Source organism: Streptomyces sp. NPDC038213 (assembly GCF_055600495.1).
On record NZ_JBVJYM010000012.1, the window covers coordinates 43,415 to 59,437 of the forward strand.

The window sequence follows — 16,023 nt, forward strand, 5'->3', positions numbered from 1 at the left end:
TACCGTGCTTGGACCACCATGCGCACCGACCCGAGGCCCGCTGTGGAGACGTCTCGACACCACCGCCTCAAGGGCGCTCTGGCGCACGGAACCCATCGCGGGCGCACCTGCGAGCAATGGCAGATCGAGGTGACCGGAGCCGGCCGCATCTGGTACCTCCTCGACACTGCTCGCGACACCTGCTGGATCACCTTCGCGGGTACGGGGCATCCCCGCGCTACAGACCGTCGCTGAGCATGGCGGTGCGCACTGACCGCGGCGCTTCCCGTGGCTCTGCTTCCCGCCTGCCGCACCCCCTCAGCGCGATGCCCGCCACGCCTCCGTGAAGAGTTCGTGGGCGGGGACCGGGGGGAGGAGGCGGAGGAAGGGGAGGGACGGGTCGGTGCGGGTGAGGGTGGTGGTGTGGGGGGTGAGCTTGCGGGTTTCCAGGGGGAGGTGGGGGGCCTTCAGCTCGGTCCAGGGGCCGGGGACGAAGGCCGTGCGGCCCGCGCGGGGGCGGCGGCCCGCTTCGACGGCGCCCGCCGCTTCCAGCTCCGCCTGGGCCGCCTTGTGCCGGGCCGGGGTCCAGCCGTTCCAGCGGCGGACGTTGCGGTCCGTGGGGCGGGCCAGGGACAGGAGCTGGAGGTACAGGGCGGCGGCGTCGGGGCCCGTGCCGAGGGCGGCGGCGGCCTCCGCGACCAGGTCCGGGACGCTGAGGGCCGGGTTCAGCTCGTAGCCGCCCGGCGGGACCGGGGAGGCCGAGGCCCGGGCCAGCATCCGGACGAGCCCCTCGCCGCGGACCGCCTGCACGCGCCGCACCGCGGCCAGCAGGCCGGGCAGGTCCAGCGCCGCGCACAGCTGCTCGGCCCGCTGGGCCATGGCGGGCTCGGCGAGGGCCGCCGGCCGCACGAACACGTCGCGGCCCGGCACCGTCACCACGAACAGCCCGTCGTCGTGCACCGTCGAGACCACCGTGTCCTCGCGGTACAGCGGCCGCGGGCAGGGCAGCACCGCGCCCGCGTACGGGCGGAAGGCCGGGTCCCCGGCCACGGCCGCGCCCAGGGCCGGGTACCAGCCGACCGGGACCAGGGTCCGCGGGTCGTCCATCCGGTCCCGCAGCGCCGCGTGCACCGCGGCGGCGCCGGCCGCGGCCGGATGCCCGGCGGGGAGCTCGGTCAGCGCCCACGACACCACCGAGGCCGCCGCCGCGTACACCGGGTGGTGCGCGAAGACCTGGCGGCCCGGAGTGCCGTCCTCCCCGACCGGGTGGAGGGCGACCCCGCCGCCCGGGGTGCCGACCAGGACCCCGCCGGCCTGCGGCACGTACCGGTCCGCGTCCTGCGGGTCGCCGGTCAGGACGCGGGCCCAGTCGGCGGCCAGCCCCAGATCGGCCTCCAGGGCGGCGGCGAGCTCCTCGTCCACGTACTCCGCGGCGCCGAGCAGCCCGGTCCAGACCTCCGCCATCCGCTCCGCGGCCGCGGTCGCCCCGCCGGGCTCCCACAGGTCCGCCGGGTCCTCCGGGACGCCCGCGGCGAGCACCGCGCGGCGGCCGGAGTCCCCGAGGCGGTGGCACAGCCCGTCGTACTCCCGCGCCATCGTCCGGTCCGCCTTGTACGGGGCGGCCCGCAGCGCCTTCAGGTGCGCATCCTGGCCCTCGCGCTGCGGGAAGCCGCCGAGCACCAGCGTGGCGATCGCCCGCCGTACGCCCGTACGCCGCGCGAAGGCCTTCACCGCCCCGGCCGGCGGCAGGGGCAGCGGCCCGCGCCGGGCCACCAGCTCCAGCAGCCGCGGCAGCCGCGCCGCATCGTCCCTGCGGACGGTACGGACCGGACCATCCGGTTCCGATGCCGGTCGCCGCACGCAGGGCACACGCCCTTCGGAACCGGTCTGCCACGTGCTGCCGCGCACGGCGAACGGCTGCCCCGCCCAGGTCTCCAGCAGGGCCGCCAGGGCCGCGCGGTCCTCCCCGGAGGTGGTGCCCGCCGCGGCCCGCCACGCCACCGCGTCGATGGAGCCGACCAGCGCCGCCCAGGGCGCCGGGTCCGCCGGCAGGGCCAGCCGCCGGGTCTCGTCGTCGATCTCCCCGCGCAGGTGCCGCCCCTCCGCCGCGACGGCGGTCAGCGTCGCCGGATGCGCCCCCGGCACGTACGCACCGTGGGCGCGCTGCCGCGGGAGCAGTCCGGCCAGCGCGGGGGTGAGCGCGGTGTCCGGGACGGGGGAGGGCAGCGCGACCACCGGGCCGGCGCGCATGACGGCGACCCGGCGCGACAGCTCCTGGCGGCGGCGCAGCACCTGCGCGGCGAGCAGCGCGGCCCGCACGACGCCGTCGCGCACGCGCGGTTCGGACACCCCCGGCAGCAGCCCGGCGACCCGCTCGCGAAGCGCCTCCCGGTCCCGGTCGACGCCTTCCCGGCCGATGCGGTTCGCGGGGCCGCCGCTTCCGTCGGCCGTGCCCTCGTCGGCCCTTCCCCCGTCGGCACGGTCCCCACCGGTCCCGTCCGCGTCGCCCCGCGCACCGCCGTGCTCGACGGCCGCGTCCAGCAGCGCGCGCACGGTGTCCGCGCCGACCGCGCGCAGCGCCGCCGAGGAGTCCGCGTCCCGCGGGGCGAGGAAGTGCCAGAACGCGGGCGGCGGGTACGGGCCCACGCCGTGCCCCGCCGGGCGGCCGCGCCGGGTGTGGTCCGGGCCGGGGAACCCGTGCGCCTCCCACAGCAGGGAGTTGTCCTCCGCGGCGTGGCAGCGGATGGTCGTCTCGCCCGCCAGCACGGCGTCCTCGCCGCCCTCCGGCAGGCGCAGCACGCCCCAGGGGCGGCGGCCCGGGCGCCGCGAGCGGTAGCGGGCGCGCCGCCCGTCGACGCCCTCGAGGAGGAACTCGGTGGGAGAGGGGCCCGCGTACGGAGTGCGGTGGAACACGCGGAAGCCGGTGAGCGCCCCGTCCTGCCCCAGGGGGGACGCGGGCGCGTCCGCGGGGAGCGCGGCGAGGGTCTGCTGGTCCCCGAACCAGTCCGTGCCGGGCGGCGGTTCGGCGGCCGCGTGGAAGGCGGGCAGGGTGTGCCCGGCCGCGCGCACGCCCGTCCCCGGGTCCACCTCGGCCCAGCCCTTCAGCCCGCCGAAGACCTTGGAGCTCCACACGCGGCTGCCGTCGCCCATCTGGAAGTCGTGGTGGTCGACGCCCTCGCGGCCGCCGGGGCGCAGCACCCGCTCCCCGTCGTGCCGCCCGCTCCCGTCCGGGGTCTCGAACTGGTAGCCCAGCCCGCCCTGGATGCTGCTCGCGTACGGGCGCAGGCCGAAGCTCCGCTCGGGGCTGAAGACCTCCCCGGGGCTGCCGGACCAGAAGGCCAGGTCGCAGAAGGAGCTCTTGGGGTCGGCGGTCCAGCTGACCAGGAACTGCCCGCCCGCGTAGTGCACGACGTGCCGCACGGCGTCCTCGGGCAGGGCGAACCCGTACACCCCGCGCACGGAGCCCGGCGCGACGGCCACGGCCTTCGTGCGCCCGTACACCGTCAGCACCGGCCAGGTGCACGTCACCCCCGAGACCTCCTCGGGCGCCAGCACGGCCAGGGCCTCCTCCAGGGCCGGCCAGCCCAGCTCCTCGGGCAGGCCCGCGCGCAGGGCCCGGGCCAGCGGGCCGGTCCCGTCGAGCGCGGCGAGGGCCTCCCCGATGCCGTCCAGGGCGGTGGCCGTGGGCCGGTCCAGCAGCCCGGCCAGCTCCTTCATCGCCTCGTCGGCGGCCGCCAGCCCGCCGCCCGCCAGCGCCGCGAGCAGGCTTTCGACGCGCGTGTGCACCTCGGCGGCGATGCCCGGGTTCTCCGGGAGGCGTGTGATGGCCGTACCCCCGCCGCGCAGGCCCGCGTGCACCGTGCCCTCCAGGCGGGGCCCGAACACCGGGTCTGCGGCGAGGGCCTTCAGATCGCGGCGCGAGCGGTCGCCCCAGAAGTTCAGCCGGATGCCCTCGCCCGGATCGACGACGCCGAAGCCCTCGGCGAGGCACAGGTCGAGCAGATCGGCGTCCAGCCCGGGCCAGCGCCACCGGTCCTCGTGCAGGACGACCGGCTCCCCGGCGGCGCGCAGCCGCGGCGCGAACCGCGAGACCAGCCCGAACAGCTCCTGCGGCATGGGCTGCCGCGACACGCCCCCGTACGCCACCCGCCGGTGCGAGTAGGCGCACGTGTACCGGCCGAGCCAGGCGGCGAGCCCGCCCTCCGGCGTGATCCGGCCCGCGGCGACCGCGTCCGCCGCGCCCGAGCGCAGCAGCAGGCGCAGCCACGCGGCGGCGTCGTTCTTCGATTCGGGGAACACGTCGAGCAGGCAGGCGAGGACGGCGTCCTCCTGCGGATGCGCCTCCAGGAGGACGGCGACGGCGTCGAGCAGCGTGACCGGTACGGCCTTGCCGCGCGAGGAGCCGACCGCGCCCGCCAGCACCCGCGCCTCCTCCGCCCCGTCCAGCCCGGCGGCGCGCGCCGAGGCGCGGACCCGCCGGGCCAGGTCGGCGGGGAGCTCACCGGCGGAGCGGGCCCAGGCCTCCAGGACCCGGACGAACTCCCCGTGCGCCTGCTCCGGATCCAGCTCGGCCGCCAGCCAGGCCTGGTGTCCGCTCAGCTCCTTGACCGGCAGGGCGCCGGCGCGGGCCAGGAGCAGCACGTTCCCCCGCCGCCAGGCGGGGTCCACCGGGAGGTCGTGCTCCCGCTCCGCGGCGCGGGCCCGTGTGTACGCCCGCCCGGCGGCGCGCGCGTCCCAGGAGGAGAACCGGTGCGCCACCGTGTCCCAGTACCAGGGCAGATGGGCCGCGGGCAGTCCCCGCGCGGGCGCGGCCAGCTGCTCCAGGGCCCGGCCGGCCTTCGGGTACGCCGCCGAGATCCGGTCCCGGACCCCGGCGAGCACGGCGCGCGCGGCGGACTCCGCCGCCGCCCCGTGCGAACGGGCCCAGTCCGCATAGGACTCGGAGCGGCTGGGATCCACCGGGAGCGGCACGACGAAGTTCATGATCCGATCCTGACACGCCCCACCGACAGGCCCCCACCCCTGTGGACAACCCCGGCGGCAGCCCCGCCCCGGCCGCGGCCGCCCCCCTCCCGGCCCCGACCCCTCTCCGCCCGGGCCCCCGGCCCCGCCCCCTCCCCGCCCGGGTCCCCGCCTCAGGCCCGCCTGCTGTCCGGAGCCCGCGCCGCTGCCCGGCGGGCGAAGGCGAGGGCGATCGGGCGGGCCGAGACCCCGTGGAGGAGGACGCTCAGCAGGACCGTCGTGCACATGGCCGTGACCACGAAATCGGCCTGTTCGTCGGGTAGTTGTCCGGCCGCCAGGGTGGCGAAGACGATCGAGGTGACGCCCCGGGAGCCGAGCCACCCCACGGCCGCGCGCTCGGTGCCGGTGAGGACCGTGCCGGTCAGGGCGAGCAGGACGGGCAGGAAGCGGGCCACGGTCAGGGCGAGGAGGGCGTAGCCGACCTGGGCGGCCGTGATCCCGTCGGAGGTCAGGTCCACGGCCAGGCCGCCGAGCACGAACCACACCGCGAAGCCGAGGACCTGCCCGACGTGGTGCACGAGGGACAGGTGGGAGTGGCCGAGGGCGCGGGCGGCCGGGGCGTAGCAGACCCCCGCGACGAAGGCCGCGACGAAGCCGTTGCCGTGGGCGAGGACGGCCGCCGCGTACGTGAGGAAGGGCAGGGCGAGCGCGGCCAGCCGCAGGCTCTCCGCAGTGGCCCACTCCGCCTTGAGGGCGCGCCGGACCAGCCAGGCGGCGCCCAGGCCGAGCACGCAGCCGACGAGGACGGCGGTCGCGGACTCCCGTACCACCCGCCACACCAGCGCCCCCAGGCTGCTGTCGCCCGCCGCGGTGAGGTGGGCGACGGCGAAGACGAACAGGGGGGAGATCAGGCCGTCGTTCAGGCCGCCCTCCACGTTGAGGGCGGCGCGGACCCGCAGCGGGATGCGTTCGTCGGCGAGGAGGGTCGAGATCGGGGCGAGGTCGATCGGCATGACCACCAGCGCGGTCACCAGCAGCAGCCACCAGCCCGTCCCCGGGAACATGAGGGCCCCGAGGAGGGTGGCCGCGCCGACCGTGAGCGGCAGGGCGAGGCCGAGCAGGCGCCATTCGCCGACCGTGGTCTTCAGCCGGTGGTACTCGGTGGACTCGCACGCGTCGAGGAAGAGCAGCAGGGCCAGGACCAGTTCCACGGCCCGCTGGAAGCCGTGCCCGCTCAGGTTCTCGGCCACCCACGGATCCTCGCCGCTGTTCAGGAACGCGCCCGCGAAGGCGAACGCCAGCGGGGCCGTCACGCTCCAGCGTGCGAACCGCTCGGCGGTCACGGCCCACGCGAACAGCAGGAACGACACGATGAGGAACGCCGTCATGGACACCCGCAGAGGAGAAGAGCGGACGCACCCGCGGCCCGCCCGGAACCCGATCCGGCCACGGCGGCCGTCCGCGTCCGGCAGGGCCGCCCGTACCCGGCGGAGCCCGTCCGGCGCCCCGGCACGCACCCCCGGCCCCGGGAGGCCCGTGCACGCGGACCGTAGTCCACCCGCCGCGCCCCGGCCCGGCCCCCGCGCCGGTCTCCGGCGGGCCGCCGCGCCGATTACCCCGATCGGCGGCGGCCCGTACCCGGCGGCGTACCGGCGCCCGACCGCGCCCGGGCGGCCGGTGCGCTCAGCCCTTGCGGGTCAGCGGCTGCTCAGCGAAGGCCACGCCCGCCAGGCCGTGGGCGATGAGGTTGCGGATGTTGGCGTGGTCGGTGCCCTCCGGGGTCGCCAGCACGCTCCGGTAGTGCTCGCCGAAGGCCTGCAGCGCCTCCTGGTCGCTCAGCCCCTCCAGCACGGCCAGGCCCAGCGTCTTGCAGGAGCCCTCGTTCTCGCCCGCGGCGTTCTCCACGTCCCCGTTGCGGAACGCCTGCGGCCGGTAGTCGTAGTGCGCGGAGACGAAGGCCAGCGTGTCGGCGAACGCGTGCCCGCCCGAAGCGAGGCTCGCGCGCAGCGGGTTCAGATCAGTCATGTGGTTCCTGGCTCCTGGATCGCTCTGTGGCGGCCGTACGGCCCGGTCGGCCGTACGACCCGCACGAAGATACTCCCGCCCCCCGGAGCCCCCCGGCTGCGTCCGCGATCCGGGCACTCCGTTGCGCCTCCACCGCCGGCGCGTACTCTGGCCGGGCAGCTGGTTCGCCCCGTCCGCCAGGCGGGATGCGTCGCAAGAGGGAACCCGGTGGGAATCCGGGACTGCCCCGCAGCGGTGAGTGGGAACGACCGCCGTCATACGCACTGGGACCGGACAACGGTCCTGGGAAGCGACGGCCAGTAGGAGCCAGCCTCGACAGAGGCCCGGCGTGCCCGCGAGTCCGAAGACCTGCCCGTTGCCCGCACGCGGACCGTTCCGCGTACGGATTTCCCGGTGACCTCGTGGGCGGGTCGGCGTGCTCCAGGCGGGTTCTCCCGTCGCGTACCCGTGTGGTGTGCGCGACCGGGCGGCCGCCCTGCTGCTGCACCCTTCGCGCCCCCGGCCGGCACCGGGCTCATGGAGACATGCTCGCGAAGGAGAGTTCCGTGACCACCGAGTCCGCAACCGCGGCAGCCCGCGCCACCGTTTACGGCTACCCCCGACAGGGTGCCGACCGCCAGCTGAAGAAGGCCGTCGAGGGCTACTGGAAGGGCCGGGTCACCGCCGGTGACCTGCGCCGGACCGCGGCCGGTCTGCGCCGCGCGAACTGGCAGGAGCTGGCCGCCGCCGGCATCACCGAGGTACCGACCGGCGACTTCTCGTACTACGACCACGTCCTCGACACCACCGTCATGGTCGGCGCCGTGCCCGCCCGGCACCGCGAGGCGGTCGCCGCCGACGCCCTCGACGGGTACTTCGCGATGGCGCGCGGCACGCAGGAGGTGGCGCCGCTGGAGATGACGAAGTGGTTCGACACCAACTACCACTACCTCGTCCCCGAACTCGGCCCGGACACCGTCTTCACCGCCGACCCGGCCAAGCAGGTCGCGGAACTCGCCGAGGCCCTCGCCCTGGGCCACACGGCCCGCCCGGTCCTGGTCGGCCCGGTCACCTACCTCCTGCTGGCCAAGCCCGCCCCCGGTGCCGACCCGGGCTTCCAGCCGCTGACCCTCCTCGACCGGCTCCTGCCCGTCTACGCCGAGGTGCTCACCGCCCTGCGCGCCGCGGGCGCCGACTGGGTACAGCTCGACGAGCCCGCCCTCGTCCAGGACCGCACCCCGGCCGACCTGAACGCCGCCGCCCGCGCCTACCGCGACCTCGGCGCCCTGACCGACCGTCCGAAACTGCTCGTCGCCTCCTACTTCGACCGGCTCGGCGAGGCCCTGCCCGTCCTCGCCAAGGCCCCCGTCGAAGGCCTCGCCCTCGACTTCACCGGCCGCGGCGCCGCCAACCTCGCCGACCTCGCGGCGGCGGGCGGCCTGCCCGGCAAGCGCCTGGTCGCGGGCGTCGTCGACGGCCGCAACATCTGGATCAACGACCACCAGAAGTCCCTGACCACCCTCGGCACCCTCCTCGGCCTCGCCGACCGCGTCGACGTCGCCGCCTCCTGCTCCCTCCTGCACGTCCCCCTCGACGCCGCCGCCGAGAAGGACGTGGACCCGCAGATCCTGCGCTGGCTCGCCTTCGCCCGCCAGAAGACCGCCGAGATCGCCACCCTCGCCAGGGGGCTGACCGCAGGTCCCGCGACCGTGGCCGGCGAACTGTCCGCCAACCGGGCCGCCCTCGCCTCCCGCGCCGCCTCCCCCCTCACCCGCGACCCGGCCGTCCGCGCCCGCACCGCCGCCGTCACCGCGGCCGACACCCGGCGCGCCCAGCCCTACCCCGAACGCGCCGCCGCCCAGCGCGCCCACCTCGCCCTGCCGCTCCTCCCGACCACCACCATCGGATCGTTCCCGCAGACCGCCGAACTGCGCGCGGCCCGCGCCGACCTGCGCGCCGGCCGCCTCGACACCGCGGGCTACGAGGAGCGCATCGGCCACGAGATCCGCGAGGTGGTCTCCTTCCAGGAGAAGACCGGCGTCGACGTCCTCGTCCACGGCGAACCCGAACGCAACGACATGGTCCAGTACTTCGCCGAACAGCTCACCGGCTACCTCGCCACCCGGCACGGCTGGGTCCAGTCCTACGGCACCCGCTACGTCCGCCCGCCCGTCCTCGCCGGCGACATCTCCCGCCCCGACCCGATGACCGTCCGCTGGACCTCGTACGCCCAGTCCCTGACCGCGAAGCCGGTCAAGGGCATGCTCACCGGGCCCGTCACCATGCTGGCCTGGTCCTTCGTCCGCGACGACCAGCCCCTGGCCGAAACCGCCCGGCAGGTCGCCCTCGCCCTGCGCGACGAGGTCCGCGACCTCGAAGCCGCCGGGACCTCCGTCATCCAGGTCGACGAACCGGCCCTGCGCGAAACCCTCCCGCTGCGCGCCGCCGACCACCCCGACTACCTCGCCTGGGCCACCGAATCGTTCCGCCTGACCACCAGCGGGGTCCGGCCGGACACCCAGATCCACACCCACATGTGCTACGCCGAGTTCGGGGACGTCGTCCAGGCCATCGACGACCTCGACGCCGACGTCATCAGCCTGGAAGCGGCCCGCTCCCACATGCAGGTCGCCCGCGAACTCGCCGCCCACGGCTACCCCCGCGAAGCCGGACCCGGCGTCTGGGACATCCACTCCCCCCGCGTCCCGAGCGCCGCCGAAGCGGCCCGCCTCCTGCGCACGGGCCTCGAAGCCATCCCCGCCGAACGCCTCTGGGTCAACCCCGACTGCGGCCTGAAGACCCGCGGCTGGCCCGAGACCCGCACCTCCCTCGAACACCTCGTCGCCGCGGCCCACGAGGTCCGCGCGGAACTCACGGCCGCTGAGGGCCACTGACGGCGGCTGAGGTCCGCTGACGGGTCCCGACCTACCCCGCACCGGCCCCGGGGAGGGCACCCGGCCCGCCCGCCCCGGGGCCGGTGCCCGCCCCTCGGGCATCCAAGTCCATTGCAGTACAAGGCAGTTCGGTACGAAAGGTGCGATACGTGGGTGGTGGGGCCCCAACTCCCCCTTCAATACTGGAAGAAGTTGTTTAATTCCTCTACCTTGCACCCCGTGTTCCGACCTGAAGCCCCACCCCGCCCCGGGGACGGCACCCGGCCCCTCGTGAGCGCACCCGCCGAAACGGCCGTCCTCGCCCTGCTCCTCGCCGAGGGCCCCCTCAGCCGGGTGGAGCTCGCGCGCCGCACCGGGCTCTCCCCGACCGCCGTCACCAAGGCCGCCCGGCCCCTCATCGACGACGGCTACCTGTACGAACTCCCGCCTGAGCGCACCGCACCCGGCGCGGGCCGGCCCGTCAACCCCCTCGCCGTCGCCCCCGACCGCGAGTACTTCCTCGGGCTCAAGATCGGCGCCGACCGGATCCACGGCGTCGTCTGCGACCTGCGCGCCCGGATCCGCGCCACCGGCACCCGCGGGGTGGACGCCTGCACCCCGGAGGCCGTGGCCGGGCTGGCGGGCGGGCTGGTCGAGGAACTGCTCGCCGCCGAACCGGCCTTCCGGGACCGCACCCGCCACCTCGGGGTCGCCGTCAACGGGGACGTGGACCGCGACGGCGGGCTCCTGCGCCGCTCCGGGCTGCTCGGCTGGCGCGACGTCCCCCTCGCCCGCCTCCTCGCCGGGGCCACCGGCCTCGCCGTCACCGTGGAGAACGACGTCAGGGCGCTGGCCGTCGCCGAGCACTGGTTCGGCGAGGGCATCGGCACCGGCTACTTCGCCCTGGTCACCATCGGCTCCGGCATCGGCTCCGCCCTGGTCCTCGACGGCCGCCTGCTGCGCGGGGCGTACGGGGTCGCCGGGGAGGTCGGCCACCTCTGCGCGGACCCGGCCGGGCCGCCGTGCCGCTGCGGGGCCCGCGGCTGCGTCGAGGCCGTCGGCTCGACCGACGTGATCGTCGCGACGGTCCGCGAGGCCGCCGGGGACCCGCACCTCACCTTCGAGGAGGTCGCCGCCATGGCCCGCGCGGGCAGCCCCGCGGCCGCCGCGGCCTTCGCCCGGGCCGGCCGCGCCATCGGCACCGGCATCGCCGCCCTCGTCAACCTCGTCGGCCCGGAGCGGGTGGTCGTCAGCGGCGAGGGCGTGGACGCGTACGACCTGTTCAGCCGCTCCATCCAGGAGGCGTACGCCGCCCACGCCTTCGGGGCCGCCGCCCGGTGCCCGCTGCTGCTGCGCCCCCTCCCCTGGGAGGCCTGGGCGCGGGGCGGGGCAGCCGTGGCCGTCCAGGCCCTCTTCCCGCAGCCGGGCTGAGAGCCCACCCGACTCCCCGGACCTCCCGTCCGGGGCCGCACCACCGGTACCAGCACGGCACCAAGGCAACCACGTGCACCACAGGCGCCACCACCAGCACCACCCGTACTCCCTCACCCCACTCTCCGGAGGGACACCTCATGCGATTAGCACCAGCCCGACCCGCGCGGGCCCTGCTCGCCACCGCAGCGCTCCTCGCCGTAGCCGTACCGGGAGCCGCGGCCACCCCCACCACCACCCCCGCCTCAGCTCCCTCCACCACCGCGACAGCCCTCCCCGCCCCCCAGACCGCCGAACAGCTCGCCGCCTCCTGGACGGCCCCCCTCTCCACCCGCGGCCGCTACGTGGTCGACGCCGAGAACAAGCGCTTCAAGCTCAAGTCCGGCAACTGGGCCGGTGCCCAGGGCACCTGGGAGGGCAGCGGAGACGTCAACGACCCCGCGAACCACCAGGCCGACCAGAACGCCAACCGCATCCCCCTCGGCCTGGACCGCAAGCCCGTCGACCGGATCCTCGCCGACTTCCACGCCCTCGGCCTGAACAGCATCCGGCTGCCCTTCGCCAACGCGCTCGTGCACGACACCGCCCCCGTGCCCGACTCCGCCGTGGCCGCCAATCCGGCGCTGCGCGGCAAGACCCCGCTCCAGGTCCTCGACGCCGTCGTGCAGGAGCTCACCGAGGACGGTTTCGCGGTCATCCTCAACAACCACACCACCAGCTACCGCTTCTGCTGCGGACTGGACGGGAACGAGCGCTGGAACAGCGGCCAGTCCACCCGCCAGTGGATCGACGACTGGGTCCTCCTCGCCAAGCGCTACCAGCACAACAAGCGCGTCGTCGGCGCCGACCTGCGCAACGAGGTCCGCCGCGACGTCTGGGACGACCCCAACTGGGGCTGGGGCAACGACCACGACCTCAACAAGGCCCTCGAAGAGGCCGGCAACGAGGTGCTGAAGGCCGTACCCGACCTCCTGATCGTCATGGAGGGCATCAACTGGCAGGGCATCCCCACCGACATCACCAGCCACGGCCGCCCCACCCTCACCCCCGTCGCCACCCTCTCCAACACCCTGATCCGCTCCGACAAACTGGTCTACGCCGCCCACTTCTACGGGTACACCGGACCGCGCCACACCGGAGCCACCGGAACGGGCGAGACCAGCGACCCGCGCTACCGCGACCTCAGCCCGGAGGAACTCGTCAGGACCGTCCACGACCAGGCCCTCTTCGTCACCGGCGCGGGCCAGCACTTCACCGCACCCGTGTGGATCAGCGAGTTCGGCGTGGGCGGGCGCGGCGAGACGAACGCCAAGGAGCGCGACTGGTTCCGCCGCTTCACCGACATCCTGGCCGCCAACGACACCGACTTCGCCATCTGGCCGCTCGTCGGCTGGACCGGCGCGAACGGCAGCCCCCAGGACACCTGGGCCATGGTCAGCTACGCCGCCGACGGCACCCGCCTCGGCGTCATGGACCCGGGCGACTGGCGCGCCGCCGACTGGGCCAAGCTCGTCGGCGCCCCCGCCCGCACCGGCACGGTCGCCCCCGCCCCGCGCTGGAACATGCTCAACCTCGACTACGCCGACTACAACGTCTCCGCCGCCATGCTGGCCCGGCCCGACTGGTCGGCGGGCAACCGCAAGGGCAACTGCCCCGACACCCAGCGCCTCGCCGGCCTCGGCCGCGGCAGCAGCCGGGGCCTGTGCACCGACGCCGGCCAGCCGGCGAAGTCGGGCGGCGCCTGGACCACCGTCACCGACGAGCGGTACGTGACCGGCGGGGACTGGGCGGGCGGCTACAACAAGCTCCAGTGCCCCGACCGCACCTTCGCCGTGGGCTACAGCGTCAACGGCAACTCCATGGCCGCCCTCCTGTGCGCCCCCGCGGCCTCCGCGCTGCCCACCACGGGCCGCGTGCTCTGGTTCGACCGCGGCGACAACCGGCCCGCCACCGGCGGCTCGAACGCCAGCGACTGGGCCCCCGGCAACTACAAGGGTCAGTGCGGGGACCACGAGTACGTCGCCGGGGTCGCCTACACCTGGAAGTGGCTGCACTACGGAGTCCCGGACGCCCTTCTGTGCCGCCCCCTGGCCTGATCCGCCCCCCCCTTCACCTGACCCGGGCCGGCCCTGGTCCCGGCCCTGGTCCCGGGCCGGGGCCGGCCCCGGGGGATTGCGCCGGGCGGGGGTATCGGGGCGCGCCGTGCGCTCATCGGCCCGTATGACCAGCCGATGATCATCGGGCACAGGCGCAAGCCCGACCGAAAGGCCCACACCCATGTCCTTCGCCTCCTGGGCGGACCTCGCTGCGACCCGGCGGCACGTGACCGCGGGCGCGGTCACCCTCGGCCTCACCGTGGCCCTGGTCCTCCCCGCCTCCGCGCAGTCGGCCGCTGGCCCCTTCGGCGGGAGCGGCGGCCGCATCGAGGGCCAGGTGGTCTCGAAGACCGCCCAGCCCGTCCACGCGGACCCGACCCGGCAGGCGAAGAAGACCGGCCACCGCAAGGCGGGCGCGCACGTGGGCCTCAAGTGCAAGAAGCGCGGCGAGAAGGTCGACGGCAACGACCTCTGGTACCGGCTCGCGGACGGCGACGGCTGGATTGCGGCCCGGTACGTGAAGAACCACCACACGGTCCCGTGGTGCCCGGTCAAGCCCCCGGTGAAGGGCGAGAAGGGGGACAGGGGTGAGCGGGGTGAGCGGGGCGAGCAGGGGGAGAAGGGCGACCGCGGTGAGCCGGGCCCGGCGGGCGCCAAGGGCGACCCCGGCGCTCCCGGCGCACCCGGCGAGAAGGGAGACCGTGGTGACGCAGGCCCGGCGGGCGAGAAGGGCGACACCGGCCAGCCCGGCCCCGCGGGGCCGAAGGGCGACCGGGGCGAGCCGGGAGCTGCGGGGCCGAAGGGCGACCGCGGTGAGCCGGGTCCGGCGGGTGCCAGGGGTGACGCGGGTGTTCCCGGTGAGAAGGGCGACCGGGGGGAGCCGGGGGTTGAGGGGCCGAAGGGTGACCGCGGCGAGGCGGGCCCGGCGGGTGCCAAGGGCGACACAGGCGCTGCTGGTGAGAAGGGAGACCGGGGCGACAAGGGTGACAAGGGGGACAAGGGCGACCGGGGTGAGCGCGGGCCGGTGGGCCCTCAGAGTGACGCGGGGCCCGTGGGGGCGAAGGGTGACGTAGGCGACCGCGGTCCCTCCGGTCCGAAGGGCGACCCGGGCGCCCGGGGCGAGGCGGGCCGTGACGGCGTACCCGGCCCGTCCGGCGCACAGGGGCCCAAGGGCGACCAGGGGGTCGCCGGCCCCCGGGGCGAGCCCGGCCGCGACGGGGACTCCGGCCCCGCCGGACCCAAGGGCGACCCGGGGGAGCGCGGCCCCGCCGGGGCGAAGGGCGACACCGGCCCCAGCGGCGCGCAGGGCCAGGCCGGGCAGGCCGGTCCGGCCGGGCCGAAGGGGGAGCAGGGCTCGGACGGGGCCCCGGGCCCCGCCGGTGCCAAGGGCGAACCGGGCACCCCCGGCCCCAAGGGCGACCGCGGTGAAGCGGGCCCGAAGGGCGACAAGGGCGACGCGGGCGAGCGCGGCCCCGCCGGTCCGCAGGGCGCGCCGGGCAGCCCCGGTACGCCGGGCCCGGCCGGAGCCGACGGCCGCGACGGCGCCCCCGGCACCGACGGCCGCGACGGGGCCCAGGGTGCGAAGGGCGAGACGGGCCCCGCCGGACCCGCGGGCAGCAAGGGCGATACGGGCGACCGCGGCCCGGCCGGTACGGACGGCCGTGACGGCACCCCGGGAGCCAAGGGAGACCAGGGCGACCGGGGCCCCGCGGGTGCGGACGGCCGCGACGGCGTACCGGGGGCCAAGGGCGACACGGGCGAACGCGGCCCGGCCGGACCCAAGGGCGACACGGGCGAACGCGGCCCGGCAGGCCCCCAGGGGGCCAAGGGTGACACGGGCGCCGCGGGCGCCAAGGGCGACCCCGGAACCCCGGGACCGAAGGGCGACAAGGGCGACCGCGGGGACACGGGCCCGACCGGCCCGGCGGGCACCGAAGGCGCCACCGGCCCGAAGGGCGACCGCGGCGAGACCGGCCCGGCTGGCCCGCAGGGAACCCAGGGCGCCCAAGGTGCACAGGGACCCCAGGGACCCCAGGGCGAGCGCGGCCAGACCGGCGAAACCGGTCCCACAGGCCCCACTGGCCCGACGGGAGCCACTGGCCCGACGGGAGCCACCGGCCCCAAGGGCGACACCGGAGCCGCAGGTCCGAAGGGCGACACGGGCCCCAAGGGCGACACCGGAGCCGCAGGTCCGAAGGGCGACACGGGCCAGACCGGCCCGGCCGGAGCCACCGGCCCCGCAGGTCCCGCGGGCCCCGCAGGTCCCAAGGGCGACACTGGCCCCCAGGGCCCCAAGGGCGACACCGGTGCCCCCGGGCCCACCCGTAAGCCGATCACCCTCGTCGGCGCCGTCCAGTCCGTCCCGCGGAACACCTCCCGCAACTACGACGGACCGGTCTGCCCGGCCGGATCCGACGTGATCGGCGGCGGCTTCTACCAGACGGCCACCCCCTCGGACGCGATCCTGCTCACCAGCCACCCCAACACCACCGCGAACCGCTGGCAGGTCTGGCTCAAGAACCCCGTCACCGCGGGCGACACCGGCGTGCAGGTCTACACGATCTGCCAGCCCACCGACTGAACCGGTTCGCCCCACCCCCGAGACGACTGCGCCCCGCGGCTGCCCGAGCACCCGCGCGGGCGCAGTCCTGCGTCCGCGGGAAGGCGCGCGGAGGGCG

Annotated in this window: 7 protein-coding genes and 1 riboswitch; of the genes, 4 read left to right on the top strand and 3 right to left on the bottom strand. The window is 76.2% G+C overall.

The features are described from left to right. Nucleotides 1–297: 297 nt before the first annotated feature. The 3 genes from ACZ7JZ_RS18800 to ACZ7JZ_RS18810 all read right to left on the bottom strand — a co-directional run bounded on the left by ACZ7JZ_RS18800 (nucleotide 298) and on the right by ACZ7JZ_RS18810 (nucleotide 6,966). Nucleotides 298–4,962: a hypothetical protein gene (locus ACZ7JZ_RS18800; protein WP_470940391.1), complete on the bottom strand. Its 4,665-nt coding sequence runs from the start codon at nucleotides 4,960–4,962 to the stop codon at nucleotides 298–300. A gap of 152 nt (nucleotides 4,963–5,114) precedes the next feature. Then, on the bottom strand, nucleotides 5,115–6,329 hold the full coding sequence (locus tag ACZ7JZ_RS18805; RefSeq protein ID WP_470940664.1) for a cation:proton antiporter domain-containing protein: 1,215 nt from the start codon (nucleotides 6,327–6,329) through the stop codon (nucleotides 5,115–5,117). A 295-nt stretch (nucleotides 6,330–6,624) separates the two neighbouring features. Next, nucleotides 6,625–6,966: a HopJ type III effector protein gene (locus ACZ7JZ_RS18810; RefSeq protein ID WP_470940394.1), complete on the bottom strand. Its 342-nt coding sequence runs from the start codon at nucleotides 6,964–6,966 to the stop codon at nucleotides 6,625–6,627. Nucleotides 6,967–7,109: 143 nt separating this feature from the next. Further along, nucleotides 7,110–7,336: riboswitch (cobalamin riboswitch) on the top strand. A gap of 175 nt (nucleotides 7,337–7,511) precedes the next feature. Between ACZ7JZ_RS18810 and metE the strand changes: the two genes are divergently transcribed. From metE to ACZ7JZ_RS18830, 4 genes are all read left to right on the top strand, one after another. Next, the gene (metE, locus tag ACZ7JZ_RS18815) at nucleotides 7,512–9,839 is read left to right on the top strand and encodes a 5-methyltetrahydropteroyltriglutamate--homocysteine S-methyltransferase (RefSeq protein ID WP_470940397.1); all 2,328 of its coding nucleotides are present in this window, start codon (nucleotides 7,512–7,514) and stop codon (nucleotides 9,837–9,839) included. 219 nt (nucleotides 9,840–10,058) lie between these two features. Further along, nucleotides 10,059–11,249 carry an ROK family transcriptional regulator gene (locus tag ACZ7JZ_RS18820; RefSeq protein ID WP_470940400.1) on the top strand — a complete coding sequence of 397 codons (1,191 nt, stop codon included), beginning with the start codon at nucleotides 10,059–10,061 and terminating at the stop codon, nucleotides 11,247–11,249. Between the two features lie 140 nt (nucleotides 11,250–11,389). Further along, nucleotides 11,390–13,345, top strand: coding sequence for a glycoside hydrolase family 5 protein (locus ACZ7JZ_RS18825; RefSeq protein WP_470940403.1), 1,956 nt, complete (start codon nucleotides 11,390–11,392; stop codon nucleotides 13,343–13,345). Between the two features lie 181 nt (nucleotides 13,346–13,526). Further along, nucleotides 13,527–15,926: a collagen-like domain-containing protein gene (locus ACZ7JZ_RS18830; RefSeq protein WP_470940406.1), complete on the top strand. Its 2,400-nt coding sequence runs from the start codon at nucleotides 13,527–13,529 to the stop codon at nucleotides 15,924–15,926. The last annotated feature ends 97 nt before the right edge of the window (nucleotides 15,927–16,023 follow it).